Here is a 12,525-nt window from a genome sequence, read left to right on the forward strand (position 1 = left end):
CCATGTTCAGCAGCATTTTATTACCGGCGCTTTTGACATTAGGGGTGGTGTTGATCCTGGTGTCCATCTTTGGCCGCAAAAACGAGCAGACCAAGAAAGTCCGCATGAGCCGCATCGCCGGTCAGCCCGCCAAAGCCCGCACGGGCGGTGAGGGCGAATACATGCAGGAGGAAAGCGGCTACGAAGAATACGACCAGTTTGAAAGCCGCAGCAATCTTTCCTACACACTCGAGAAATTTCTCGGCCTTGTTGGGGTGGATTACAAAAATTTTGAGAAAGAGATTCGCACCAAGTTCGACCAGGCCGGCCTGAGCATGACCATCGGCGGCCTCATCAATTATGTCTTTTTCAAGAAATTCGGCCTCGCCATCGGCGTGCTGGTGGCGCTGCTGTTGCTTTCCAGCGGCCCCAAGGCGGGTGCCATGAGAATGATCACCTTCCTGATTGCGGGCATCATCGTGCTCATCGGCTGGAAGGGTGCCGACGGCTACCTGAAAAACCGCAAGGAGAAGCGCCAGTACATCCTCCAACGCTCCTTCCCTGATGCGCTGGATCTGATCCTGGTCTGCGTGGAAGCCGGCCTCGCGCTCGATGCCGCCCTCTCACGCGTGACCAAGGAGCTCGACAGCGCCCACCCCGAAATCACCAAAGAGCTTAACAAAACGCGCATCGAGCTCACCCTGCTGAACGACCGCCCCAAGGCGCTGCACAACCTCGCCGAACGCACCGACATGGTCGCTTTCCGCGCCCTCGTCAGCGCGCTTCTGCAATCCGAGAAATTCGGCACCAGCCTCACCGACACGCTCCGCGTATTGTCGGAGGATTTCCGCAACACCCGCATGCTGGTGGCGGAGAACAAGGCCAACCGTCTGCCCGCGCTCATGACCATTCCGCTCATGGTGTTCATGATGCCCGCGCTGGTGATGGTGCTGATGGGCCCGGCTATCATCATGCTCATGCACAGCTGGGGCGGGGTCGGCAAATAAGCGCCGCTCCGTCATTGCGAGCCGCGCCGCAGGCGTGGCGTGGCAATCCAGCCACCCCCTTCACGATGCCATGGCACGACCGTGGCAATCCTCTATAATCCCCCCCATGAAAAAACTCGTGCCGATTTCCGCGCTGCTGGGCGCCTTCTTTGTCCTGTGCCTTGGGCACGGGCTGCAAAGCGTCCTCGTGCCCGCGCGCGCCACGCTGGAGGCCTACGGCACCGGCACCATCGGCATCATGATGTCGGCCTATTTCGTTGGTTTCATGACCGGCACCACCGTCGGCGCGGCGCTCATCGGCAGGGTAGGGCATACGCGGGTCTTCGCCTCCGTGGCGTCGGTGGCCGCCGTCACCATGCTGGGTCTGTCGCTGTCGTCGCAGCCGCTCCTGTGGATGCTGCTTCGTTTTGCTTACGGCCTTTGCATGGCGCATGTCTTCATGGTGATTGAAAGCTGGCTCAATGCCATGTCGGACAAACAGAGCCGCGGGCGCATCCTCTCCGTTTACATGATGGTGAATTACGCAGGCGTCATCGGTGGGCAATGGATGATAGGCCTGTCCGAGCCCTCGGGTTTCGCGCTCTTCGCCGCTGCCGCCATTTTCATGTGCCTGTCGCTTCCTCCCTTGCTGCTCAGTGTGGCCTCCGCCCCGAGCCATCAGGGGCCGCTGGAGCGCTTCGGCATTCAGGATATGTACGCCGCATCCCCGCTCGGCACCGTGGGCATGATTCTCACCGGCGCCATGAGCGGTGCTTTCTGGGGCATGGCCGTGGTCTATGCCATGAAGCTGGGCTTCACGGCGGAGCAATCCTCCCTGTTCGTCAGCTTCAGTTACATGGGCGGCCTGGCCATGCAAATGCCGCTTGGATGGCTGTCGGATCGCATCAGCCGCCGTTACGTCATCGCCCTTGCGGCGGGCCTCGTGTGTCTGGGCTCAACCGGGTTATTTCTGTTGGCCCTGGTGTCGGAGCCTTTAAGCTGGCACGGTCTGCTGCTGCTGCTCGGCGTGGTATTCGGCATGGGCTTCCATCCGCTCTATTCGCTACTGGTAGCGCATGTGAATGATTTTCTTCCACCGCAGCATTTCGTCAAGGCCGCCGCTGGGCTGCTGGCGCTTTACGGCTTCGGCGCCATTGCCGGTCCATTGGTAGCCGGGCAGATGATGCAATGGTGGGGCCCGCAGATGCTTTTTCTGCTCAGTGGTCTGGCCATGGCGGCTTTGATGTTGCTCTGCCTGTGGCGCATCATCATCAGCAGGCCGGTGCCCATCGCCACCAGCGATCCTTTCATGCCAGCCGTCCCCACCGGCATGCTGGCATTTGAAATGGATCCCCGGGGCGAGTCTGACGGCAGTGAAAAGAAGCGCAAACGCAAAAAAGGGAGCAAGGGATGAAAAGCTGCTGCGGGGAGAGTGGGTTTCACACAAGGCGCTGGATCGTGGCGCTCGCATTTGCGCTGCTGGCCATCCAGTTCAGCCTCCACAACATGCTGGAGCCCTACAAGCCCCGCCTCACCATCGTGGAGCCGCCGCCCAGCGAACGCACCGCGCAAATCGAATCGCTCGGCGACAGCCAGTTTCATTTCCGCTCGCTTGCGCTCACGCTGGAAAATAGCGGCGACACCTTCGGCCGCGCCACCGCGCTGAACCGTTATAATTACGCCAATGTCTATGCCTGGCTGCACCTGCTGGATAAGTTCGACATGCGCTCCAACGTCGCGCCGTCGCTCGCCGCCTATCTCTATGGCTTTTTGAACGATCCGGAGAAAGTGCGCTACATGATGGACTACCTGCTGGAACAAGGCCGCAGAGACCCGAAAACTAAATGGTGGTGGCTCTCCCAGGCCGCCTACATGGCCAAGGAAAAACTGAAGGACGACGACCTCGCCCTGAAAATCAGCTACGAGGTCGCCAATTCCGGCGCGCCCAACATGCCCCTCTGGGCCCGCCAGCTCCCCGCTTTCATTTTAGAGAAACAGGGCAAGCGCGAAGCCGCCTACGAGTTCATGCAGAAATTCCTCGCCGAAAAAGACAAAATGAGCCCCGGCGAGTGGAACTACATGCGCTATTTCCTGAAAGACCGCCTGCACATCATGAATACCGATGAGCTCACTCCGGGTGCGACCTACGAGTAATTAGTAAGAGACCCCCTCACCCCACCCCTCTCCCGCAAGGGGAGAGGGGGCTTAATCAGCCGTTTTCTCTCTAAACTCACACAAGCATCTACTGAACTCCCTCTCCCCTTGCGGGAGAGGGGTGGGGTGAGGGGGTCTCTTGAATAAACATCGCGCCGCTACGCCATCATGTCCCACTCTTACACCACACATAAGTCGGCGGCATAAAGGTAGGGAACGCACACCCCGCCAGCCGGTTATGCGTCGCCTCATCCGGGTTTTGATAATCATACGGCGTCACATGCTTTACATCCGCCGGAACGGCCTGGTCGGGATGATAGGTATAATGCCCCGGCGGCCTGCTGCACGCAGCCAGTACCAACGCCGGCAGAAGATAGATGAGACGCACACGCATAAGGCCGCTCCAACCATCTGGAAGCGCAGCATAAACCAAAAATCATAAAAAGGCTCACATAAACGCTTACATGAAGGCGATGGGGTCGATATCCACCTTCACCTGCACACTGGAAGGCACCGCGCACCCGTGCAGCCACTGCGCCAGCGCCGGCTGCAATTTCGCATTCGCCGGTCCCTGAAGCAGAAACCGCATCCTATATTGCCCCCGCAGCCGGTAAATGGGAGCAGGGGCGGGCCCAAGCAGCCGCACCGGGGCCGCAAACCGCGCCTTCGCCGCCATCTCCCGCGTCAGCTTCACCAGCTTCGCCTCATCCGGCCCGGCAATGATCACCGCCGCCAGCCTCCCATAAGGCGGAATGCCCGCGTCCTTCCGCATCGCCGCTTCCTGTTGATAAAACCCATCCCGGTCATGCGCCTTCAACGCCTGAAACAGCGGATGCTCCGGCTGATGCGTCTGAATCATCACCAGCCCCTTCTTCGCCTCTCGCCCCGCACGCCCGCCCACCTGATGCATCAGCTGGAACGACCGCTCCGCCGCCCGTGGGTCCGCCCCGCTCAGGCTCATGTCGCCATCCACCACGCCCACCAGCGTGAGGTTGGGGAAGTGAAAACCCTTCGCCGCCATCTGCGTGCCGATGAGGATATCCACCTTGCCTTCCTCCAGCTCACCAATCAGCTTCGCCGCCTGTTCCGGATGCTCGATATGGTCGCTCGTCATCGCCGCCATGCGTGCCATCGGCCACAGTCGCGCCACTTCCTCCTCCAGCCGCTCCACCCCCGGTCCGCAGGCGGCGAACTTATCCTCCGCCTGGCACTCCGGGCACGTCTTTGGCACCGGTGCCTTGTGCCCGCAATGGTGGCACTGGATATGCGGGTATTTCCCCGCATGCATCACCAGCCACGCGCTGCAATGCGGGCATTCCAGCCGGTGCCCGCAGCCCCGGCACAGCACCAGCGGCGCGTAACCCCGCCGGTTCAAAAACAACAGGCTCTGCTCGCCCTTTGCCAGCCGCTGCGTAATCGCTTCCCGTAAAGGCGGCGACAGCCAATCCCCCCTCGGCGCAGGCGTCTTGCGGTTATCGATCAGCATCACATCCGGCAACGTCGCCCCGCCATGCCGCTCCGGCAAGGGCAGCAGCTGATACTTGCCGCTTTCCGCATGGCTCAACGTCTCCAGCGATGGCGTGGCCGACGCCAGCACAATCGGGCAGCCTTCCTCTTTCGCCCGCGCAATCGCCATGTCCCGCGCATGATAAATCACACCCTCTTCCTGCTTGAAGCTCCCGTCATGCTCCTCATCCACCACCACCAGCCCAAGCCGCTTGAATGGCAGAAACATCGCCGACCGCGCCCCAACCACCAGCTTCACCTCGCCGCTGGCCACGCCGCGCCATGCCTGCTTCTTCACCGCCATGCCCACGTCGGAATGCCACACCACCGGCGCAAACCCAAACCGCATTTCCCACCGCGCCATCCACTGCGTGGAAAGCCCGATCTCCGGCAGCAGCACCAGCACCTGCTTCCCTGCCGCCATCGCCGTCTCAATCGCGCGGAAATACACTTCCGTCTTGCCCGATCCGGTCACCCCGTCCAGCAGATGCACGCCGAATTTCCCCGTCGCCACCGCCTTCTCCAATTCACCAACCGCTTCCCGTTGATCCGCCGAAAGCTCCGGCCGCGCCACCATCCCGCCCTGTTGCTGAGGTAACAGATTCTTGCTCGCCCGCTTCGGCAGTTCCAATGCCTCACCCGGTGTCAGCGCCAGCTTCACCACGCTTCCCAGCGGCTGCATCGTATAGGCCGCCATGAACGCCAGGAATCGCCGCATCGCCAGACTCACCGGCGGGCAGGGGAACACCCCCAGCAGCGGCTTCACCTTCTCTGGTGCGATATCCGCCTCGCCAAACCCCATTACGATGCCCGCCAGCTTCTGCCGCCTGAATGGCACCAGCGCCACGCTGCCTTCGGTAATCTCCGTATCCGGTGGAATACTATAGTCAAACACGCCATCCACCGCTGGCCCCGCGACGGCAATTTTAGCGCTCATGGTTACGGGTGTTGTCACAGGGTTCGGGAACCGTTAAGGAATAGATGCATCATTTAATAAGCTGCTTTGGGAATACACGCATGAAATTCTTTGTCGATACCGCCGATGTGAAGGAAATCAAAGACCTGGCCGCCAGCGGCCTGCTCGACGGCGTCACGACCAACCCCTCCCTCATCGCCAAGTCCGGCCGCGATTTCAAGGAAGTCATCGCCGAGATCTGCGCCATCGTCGACGGCCCCGTCAGCGCCGAAGTCATCGCGCTGGATGCCGACACCATGATCAAGGAAGGTAAACACCTCGCCAAAATCGCCAAGAACGTCACGGTAAAAGTCCCCCTCACGCCGGACGGCCTCAAGGCATGCAAAGCCCTTTCCGATGAAGGCATTATGATCAACGTCACGCTTTGCTTCTCCGCCGTGCAGGCGTTGCTGGCCGCCAAAGCGGGCGCTACCTTCATCTCCCCCTTCGTCGGCCGTCTGGATGACATCGGCCAGGACGGGCTGGAGCTCATCGCCGACATCGTCCAGATCTACGAGAATTACGATTTCGATACCGAGGTGCTCGTCGCCTCCGTCCGCAACCCGGTGCATGTGCTGGAATCCGCCAAGATGGGCGCGCATGTCGCCACCCTGCCGCCATCCGTGCTGCGCCAGCTTTTCAACCACCCGCTCACCGACAAGGGGCTGGAAGGTTTCGTCAAAGACATCAAGGCCGCCAATATCAAAGTTTTATAGTTAAGAGGTTCCGTGCCAAAGCAATCGTCAGATCAGCCAATCGAAGAAGCGGTGGAAACCTACCTGCGGGCGAACCCGACCTTTCTCGCCGCCCGCCCCAAACTGATGACGCAATTGCTCGAAGGCATGACCTCCCAGAACGGCAACGTGGCCGACCTGCAGCGCTTCGCGCTCACAAGGTTGCGCGATGAACTGGAAGAAAGCCACGAGGCCCTGGCCGAACTCGTCGTCCTCAGCCGCGACTACCTTGCGCAGCTGGAGCAGGTCCACCAGCTCGCCGTGCAACTGATGATCGCCGAAACGCTGGAAGAGATGCTCGACGCCCTTTCCGAAATGCCCTCCAGCTCCCTCGTCGATGCCGTCGTGCTGGCCGTGGAAGCCGACATCGCCAAGGAACTCCCTGCCATCGAAAGCCCCATCAAGCCCGTGCCCTCCGGCACCGTGGCCAGCTGGCTCGGCGAAGGCCTCGCCCGCGCCGAGCAGCTCCCCCCGCCCGACAACACCCTTTTCGGCCCCGCCACAGGATTAGTGGACGGCTTCGTCCTCATGAAGCTCGACGTCCCCGCCATCGGCCGCCCCGCCATGCTGGGCTTAGGCGCCCGCGACGCCAGCTACCTCGCCGGCTTCCACGGCACCGCCCTCTGGCGCTTCCTCGCCCGCGTAGTCGAACACCGCCTCAACGCCGTCTGGCCGCGGAAGTAAATGCTCGATTCCATCATCGGTTTTCTGGTGGGAATAAGCAAATGGTCATCCATCAATATCCCCTTCAATATCTGGTTCTATCTGGCTTACGGCGTAGCGCCGCTGCTGGCCTTCACAACAACGCCCAGCGCAACCGGCAAACGCAGGATCACCTGCCTTCTGCTTGCCGTTGCGATAACTTATCCATCTCTGACCTTGATGAATTTCACATGGGTACAAAATTCATACCGCGAATTTCGTGAATGTCAGGAGCCATTCTCTGAAAACATAACATGCCCCAAGCCAGTCGGCGGAGGACGTAACTATATTTTCTATCCGTTGTTCGGTTGGGTATTCGCCGCCGTCTATGTCGGCCTGTGGGAGGCGATATGGCGCATATGGCACAGAAGAAAAATCAAACAGCAGCAAATCGCTATACAAGGTAGGAAAACAGGCAATGTAATGATAGCTGTAGCAATCCTGCTCCTGATAGTTATGCCGCTGGTGGTATACGTCACAATGCTTTTCAGTGCGCACATGCATATCGGCATACTCATCATCCTGATTGCGGTTCCACTGATTATCTCCAGAACCCGCCTTACAGATAAGCGCTCAAAAAGAGTGCACGGCAAAGTATAGCAGGATAGCGGTCATTGCTGATCGACTCCCTGTACTTGCTTTTACTGCCGCCTGCTTTTCACATTTCTGATAACCTACAGCCTGCCGTTGCTGGCTATGCAGATAACGTCAACACCCTGGCGCATCTACTGGCACTGGCTGGCATGCGGCTGGTTATGGAGCATCATGTATATCGGCTGGTGGGAGCTTGCCTGGCGCTACCGCCACCGTGACGCCATACTCTCGCTCCGCAAAGGCATCGGTGATGATTGGTTCAGCAACCTGATCGTGACATTTTCCTGCTACGCCACCCTGTTTCTCGCCGTCACCATCACCGTGCTGGCATATATCTGGAACACCCACTGACGCTACTATTGCCGGTGAACATTCAGCCTTTCACAATGGCTTCAGCAATTCGCCGTAAAGCATCTACCCGACGACTCACACCTTGCTGCGACAAATCAAAACTTTGCATCCACACCATAGTTACAACTGCAAGGACTGAATCCATATTCATCTCCTCTTTAGACAGCTGACTTACAGCGTTAGCAATGCTTGTGGCTTCATCCTCATATTCATCAAGGGGCGCACCAGCTTCGATGAGGCCTTCAATGTCCTCATCAATAAGTAGTGAGTTAATATGCGATAATATATTGCTCATGTTTAGAGTTCCCTTATTGCTTGTGGCGCCAGAGCGTAATTACTTTACCTGCGTTTCTTCCTTCCATTTCCATAATTACGGTTACTCCGTTTTGTCCGCGGTAATGTATTTGTTTAGTTCCATATTTGCCTGTTTTAGCAAGAAAATTTCCAGTTTCTTTAGCAGATCTAATCGCATCTTCAATTTCTTGCGAAGATATATTTCGCTGTGAAATCCGAATCACACCATGATTGGTTAAAGAGCCAGGTTGTGAAGGGGCGGGTGACCTTGAGGTGCCTTTAATTAACTGTATGGCTAAGCGTATTGCTTGTGATCCCACTTTTAATATAGGAGCCAAAATTAATTCTGGATATACAGCTTCAATTGGCGGGTCATCTATATCCTTAACACTACGATAATAATCCTCCGCCCAACACCTGCACCCCGCGGCCTCTCCAGGGTGCCCCGTCTTCGGCGGTTTGCTCCAGGCGAAAATCTTGCCGTCATTGGCCGCATGTTCCGGGCGCACATGCGTATCGCCTGCCGTGTGCCAGATGTAATGTGTAGTCGGGTGGTCGCCCTCCAGCGCGGCCTCCACATCCTTCGGCAGTTTTTTGTTGCGCCCATGCTCGCCGTAATGCTTCACGGCTTTCAAAAATACGGGCGTATGCCCCCCACTTGGCGTTTGAGTTTCCATTTTCCACCCCTTTGTTGCAGCTTGACGCCAGTCAGGCTGCAAGCAGCGCGACTGAGCGCCGCGCCTAATTGGCGCGTAAACCTGCTCAAAGAGCAGGCCCAAAAATGCATCATCTAACCTTTGTTAGATGATGCATGAGCAGAAAATACCATCAAGGGTTGAACCCGCGAAGAGGGGTTTGCTAAATAATTTCCGTAAACCCCACCCGCCGCGCCGCCATCGCATCACCCGCATAGCCGCCCGCATCCACCACCACCTTCACGCCCGCCTCACGCGCCGCCCGCACCATCTCCCACACATACATCGCCCCCAGCACACGCAACAGCCCCGGCGCCGTCCGCACCTCCCGCGCCCCCGCCGTCAGCTCTGCCTCCACGTCCTCGATGCTGCCGATGATACTGTGCTGCATGGTTGCTCCTATGCGGGGGCGTTGCCCCCACACCCCCACCAAGGGTCTAGACCCTTGGATCCGTATTTCTTTAAGGATACCCCACAAAGGGGGGTATCCTTAAAGAAAAAGGGGTACAGGGGCCTGGGCCCCTGGCAGGGCGCGGGACAGCGTCCCGCATACCATCACCCAACCAGCGCAATATCATCCACCAGCATCTCGGCCGAGGTGGTGCCCTGCCAGTGGTTGAGCCGCAGCTTGCCGGCCAGGTGCACGGTTTTGCCGGGCAGGGTGGGGAGGATGCGCTCCAGCTCCGTATCCTTGATGCGGAAGGCCATCGCCTTCAGGCGGGCTTTGTGGTTGGTCTGGTGGTCGGTGACGATGAGGCGGGCATGCTCGCCGTTTTTCAGCGTGTCTGCCACCAGCACACGCGCATGCGGAATGACGATGGTCGGTTCCGGGTTGCTGGTGCCGAAGGGCGCGGCCTTGGCAAGCGTATGTACCAGGCTTTCCTGAATGCCGTTGGCGGCGATTGCCGCATCGATATAAAGCGGCGGCACATCGCCCAGCGCATCCACCGCTGCGCCCATGCGCTCGCACAAAAATGCATGCAGGTCGTCCAGCTTCTCCGCCTTCACGGTGAAGCCGCCCGCCATCGCATGCCCGCCGCCTGCTTCCACCAGCCCCATCGCTTTCGCTGCATGAATCGCCGCGCCGAAATCCACCCCCGTCACCGACCGCGCCGATGCCTTGCCGATGCCGTTCTCAAATGCGATGACGGCGGTAGGCCGGTAATACCGCTCCTTGATGCGCCCCGCGACAATGCCGATTACCCCCGGGTGCCAGCCCTCGGCATGCGCGAAAATCACCGGCATCTGGCTTTGTCGTTTCGCCACCTGATCAAGCGCCTGTTCCAGCACCATCGCCTCAATGGCCATGCGCTCGCGGTTATAGCCGTCCAGCTCCGCGGCCAGCACCATCGCTTCGCCCACATCCTCGCAGCAAAGGATATCCGCGCCGAGGCTGCTTTTCCCCACGCGCCCGCCCGCATTGATGCGCGGCCCCAGCACAAAACCCAAGTGATAAGCCGTCATCACCTCCTGCACGCGCCCCACATCGCCCAGCGCCCGCAGCCCGATATTCTGCCGCTGCGCCAGCACCTTCAACCCTTGTGATACCAATGCGCGGTTCAGGCCCTTCAGCGGCACCACGTCGCACACCGTGCCGAGCGCCACCAGGTCCAGCAGCTGCATCAAGTCCGGCACATGCCTGTCTGCAAAAAACCCGCGCGCACGGAGTTCCCGCACCACCGCCACGGCGAGCATGAAACTCACGCCCACCGCCGCCAGATACCCCAGCACCGGTGCGCCATCTTCCATCAATGCATCCGCGCGGTTGGGGTTCACCACCGCCACCGCCTCCGGCAGACGCGGCTCACCCATATGGTGATCCACCACCACCACATCCATGCCCAACTGCTTCGCATGGGCCAGCGGCTCAAAACTCACCGCCCCGCAATCCACGGTGATCACCAGCTTCACGCCCTGCGCGGCGAGCTTATCCATCGCCCCGATCGTCGGCCCATAGCCTTCCGCAATCCTGTCGGGGATATACACAATGGGTTCCACACCCACCCCGCGCAGCAATCGCCGCAGCAATGCCGACGACGTCGCCCCGTCCACATCATAATCCCCGAAAATCGCAACCTTCTCGCCCGCCTGCACCGCATCCGCCACGCGCTTCGCTGCTTTTTCCATATCCGCCAGCACAAACGGGTCCGGCATCTGCTCCTTCAGGCGCGGCGACAAAAACCCTTCCGCCTGCTCCAGCCCAACCCCGCGCGCGGATAAAATCCGCCCCACCATCTCCGGCACGCCCAGCCGCTGCGACATCGCCAGCGCCAGCCGTTCATCCACCCCGCGCAACATCCACTGCCGCCCGTACAATGACCGGCTAACACCCAGAAACGCCCGCTCGTCGTAGATCATCCGCTGCATGACTATCTCCCGGTTGGTGACGCGGGGGCGTTGCCCCCACACCCCCACCAAGGGTCCAGACCCTTGGATCCATATATTTCTTTAAGGATACCCCGCAAAGGGGGGTATCCTTAAAGAAAATGGGGTACAGGGGACTAGTCCCCTGGCAGGGTGCGGGACAGCGTCCCGCGTCAACCCAACCCGGCCGTAATCTTACGCTGACGCCGCCGTTCAACCGAGGAACCGATGCCCATCGCCTCACGGTATTTCATCACCGTGCGGCGGGCGATGTCGATGCCCATGGCTTCTAACGCTTCGGTGATGCTGTCGTCGGAAAGTGGCTTGTCGGCCGGCTCATTGGCAATCAGCTTTTGGATATGCGCCTTCACCGCTTCGGAACTCAGCGCATCGCCGTCCTGCTCCACGTGCGAGGTGAAGAAATACTTCAGGTCATACGTCCCACGGGGGGAGGAGAGGGTCTTGCCCGTCGTCACGCGGCTCACTGTGCTTTCATGCACGCCGGTCACTTCCGCCACCTGCCGCAGCGTCAGCGGCTTGAGGTGCCGCACGCCGTATTTGAAGAACATGCTCTGCTTGGAAACAATCTCGGTCGCCACCGCAAGCAATGTGTTGGCCCGGCTGTCGATGGCCTTGATAAGCCAGTTGGCATGGTTCAGTTTTTCGTTCAGGAATTTCTTGGCCTCCGCCGCCCGCGCGGACCCCTCAATGCGCGAAACATAGCGCTGGTTGATGAGCACCTTCGGCAGCGTATCATGGTTCAGCGTCACGTCCCACCCGCCGGATTTATTTGCGCGGATGATCACATCCGGCGGCAGGATGGAGGTCTGCGAATCGCCATACTGCAACCCCGGCTTGGGGTCGAGCGTGCGGATGGTCTTCAGCATCTCGCCGAGCTTTTCCTTGCTGACGCCGCAGGCCTTCGCCACCTGCTCAATCTCACCGCGCGCAATCAGCTCCAGCTTTTCCAGCATCACGCCGAAGGCCGGGGTGAACTCGCCCTTATCCTTCAACTGCAGCGCCAGACACTCCGCCAGGTTACGCGCGCAAACGCCCGCCGGGTCCAGCTCCTGAAGCGCTTCCAGCACTTCCTCCACGTCATCTTCCTCACAGCCGAGCGTGGTCGCCACCTGCTCCAGCGGGCCGTTGATGCTCGCCACCAGCGCCGTCAGCGACACGACGACGTGCCACCCTCGCACCCGCTTCGCAAG

Annotated in this window: 14 protein-coding genes; 7 read left to right on the plus strand and 7 right to left on the minus strand. The window is 59.7% G+C overall.

Going from position 1 to position 12,525, the window contains the following annotated elements; translation table 11 throughout:
• Window positions 1–2: 2 nt before the first annotated feature.
• From GC177_02085 to GC177_02095, 3 genes are all read left to right on the plus strand, one after another.
• A complete protein-coding gene (locus tag GC177_02085; GenBank protein MBI1274744.1) occupies window positions 3–986 on the plus strand; it encodes a type II secretion system F family protein in 984 nt (327 codons plus the stop codon).
• 70 nt (window positions 987–1,056) lie between these two features.
• Complete coding sequence (locus tag GC177_02090) at window positions 1,057–2,379, plus strand: MFS transporter (protein ID MBI1274745.1); 1,323 nt, start codon at window positions 1,057–1,059, stop codon at window positions 2,377–2,379.
• Between the two features lie 44 nt (window positions 2,380–2,423).
• Complete coding sequence (locus tag GC177_02095; GenBank protein MBI1274746.1) at window positions 2,424–3,119, plus strand: hypothetical protein; 696 nt, start codon at window positions 2,424–2,426, stop codon at window positions 3,117–3,119.
• 166 nt (window positions 3,120–3,285) lie between these two features.
• On the opposite strand, the gene GC177_02100 is transcribed toward GC177_02095, so the two are convergent.
• The gene (locus GC177_02100; protein MBI1274747.1) at window positions 3,286–3,513 is read right to left on the minus strand and encodes a hypothetical protein; all 228 of its coding nucleotides are present in this window, start codon (window positions 3,511–3,513) and stop codon (window positions 3,286–3,288) included.
• A 66-nt stretch (window positions 3,514–3,579) separates the two neighbouring features.
• Window positions 3,580–5,562 (minus strand): primosomal protein N', encoded by a 1,983-nt coding sequence (gene priA / locus GC177_02105; protein ID MBI1274748.1) that lies wholly within the window; start codon window positions 5,560–5,562, stop codon window positions 3,580–3,582.
• 80 nt (window positions 5,563–5,642) lie between these two features.
• On the opposite strand from priA, the gene fsa reads away from it, so the two are divergent.
• The 4 genes from fsa (at window position 5,643) to GC177_02125 (ending at window position 7,961) form a co-directional block, all read left to right on the plus strand.
• Entirely contained in the window at window positions 5,643–6,296 is a 654-nt protein-coding gene (gene fsa / locus GC177_02110; protein MBI1274749.1) for a fructose-6-phosphate aldolase, read from the plus strand.
• Window positions 6,297–6,308: 12 nt separating this feature from the next.
• Window positions 6,309–6,998 carry a DUF484 family protein gene (locus tag GC177_02115; GenBank protein ID MBI1274750.1) on the plus strand — a complete coding sequence of 230 codons (690 nt, stop codon included), beginning with the start codon at window positions 6,309–6,311 and terminating at the stop codon, window positions 6,996–6,998.
• Window positions 6,999–7,616 carry a hypothetical protein gene (locus tag GC177_02120; protein MBI1274751.1) on the plus strand — a complete coding sequence of 206 codons (618 nt, stop codon included), beginning with the start codon at window positions 6,999–7,001 and terminating at the stop codon, window positions 7,614–7,616. It abuts the gene before it with no gap.
• 96 nt (window positions 7,617–7,712) lie between these two features.
• On the plus strand, window positions 7,713–7,961 hold the full coding sequence (locus tag GC177_02125) for a hypothetical protein (protein MBI1274752.1): 249 nt from the start codon (window positions 7,713–7,715) through the stop codon (window positions 7,959–7,961).
• A gap of 22 nt (window positions 7,962–7,983) precedes the next feature.
• On the opposite strand, the gene GC177_02130 is transcribed toward GC177_02125, so the two are convergent.
• From GC177_02130 to rpoN, 5 genes are all read right to left on the minus strand, one after another.
• The gene (locus GC177_02130) at window positions 7,984–8,256 is read right to left on the minus strand and encodes a hypothetical protein (protein MBI1274753.1); all 273 of its coding nucleotides are present in this window, start codon (window positions 8,254–8,256) and stop codon (window positions 7,984–7,986) included.
• Window positions 8,257–8,269: 13 nt separating this feature from the next.
• A complete protein-coding gene (locus tag GC177_02135; GenBank protein MBI1274754.1) occupies window positions 8,270–8,932 on the minus strand; it encodes a hypothetical protein in 663 nt (220 codons plus the stop codon).
• Window positions 8,933–9,113: 181 nt separating this feature from the next.
• Window positions 9,114–9,341 (minus strand): hypothetical protein, encoded by a 228-nt coding sequence (locus GC177_02140; GenBank protein ID MBI1274755.1) that lies wholly within the window; start codon window positions 9,339–9,341, stop codon window positions 9,114–9,116.
• A 164-nt stretch (window positions 9,342–9,505) separates the two neighbouring features.
• Window positions 9,506–11,308, minus strand: a complete 1,803-nt coding sequence (gene recJ / locus GC177_02145) for a single-stranded-DNA-specific exonuclease RecJ (GenBank protein MBI1274756.1) — start codon at window positions 11,306–11,308, stop codon at window positions 9,506–9,508.
• 179 nt (window positions 11,309–11,487) lie between these two features.
• The coding region (rpoN, locus tag GC177_02150; GenBank protein ID MBI1274757.1) for an RNA polymerase factor sigma-54 at window positions 11,488–12,525 on the minus strand (1,038 nt) is incomplete at its 5' end.

The organism is bacterium (genome assembly GCA_016124905.1).
Lineage (GTDB): Bacteria > Pseudomonadota > Alphaproteobacteria > Rickettsiales > RI-342 > RI-342.

Excerpts from the sequence above, each read along its gene's own strand:
- GC177_02085 (MBI1274744.1), top strand. The coding sequence starts at position 3 with ATGTTCAGCAGCATTTTATTACCGGCGCTTTTGACATTAGGGGTGGTG.
- GC177_02090 (MBI1274745.1), top strand. The coding sequence starts at position 1,057 with ATGGCACGACCGTGGCAATCCTCTATAATCCCCCCCATGAAAAAACTC.
- GC177_02100 (MBI1274747.1), bottom strand. The coding sequence starts at position 3,513 with ATGCGTGTGCGTCTCATCTATCTTCTGCCGGCGTTGGTACTGGCTGCG.
- priA (MBI1274748.1), bottom strand. The coding sequence starts at position 5,562 with ATGAGCGCTAAAATTGCCGTCGCGGGGCCAGCGGTGGATGGCGTGTTT.
- fsa (MBI1274749.1), top strand. The coding sequence starts at position 5,643 with ATGAAATTCTTTGTCGATACCGCCGATGTGAAGGAAATCAAAGACCTG.
- GC177_02120 (MBI1274751.1), top strand. The coding sequence starts at position 6,999 with ATGCTCGATTCCATCATCGGTTTTCTGGTGGGAATAAGCAAATGGTCA.
- GC177_02125 (MBI1274752.1), top strand. The coding sequence starts at position 7,713 with ATGCAGATAACGTCAACACCCTGGCGCATCTACTGGCACTGGCTGGCA.
- GC177_02130 (MBI1274753.1), bottom strand. The coding sequence starts at position 8,256 with ATGAGCAATATATTATCGCATATTAACTCACTACTTATTGATGAGGAC.
- GC177_02135 (MBI1274754.1), bottom strand. The coding sequence starts at position 8,932 with ATGGAAACTCAAACGCCAAGTGGGGGGCATACGCCCGTATTTTTGAAA.
- GC177_02140 (MBI1274755.1), bottom strand. The coding sequence starts at position 9,341 with ATGCAGCACAGTATCATCGGCAGCATCGAGGACGTGGAGGCAGAGCTG.
- recJ (MBI1274756.1), bottom strand. The coding sequence starts at position 11,308 with ATGATCTACGACGAGCGGGCGTTTCTGGGTGTTAGCCGGTCATTGTAC.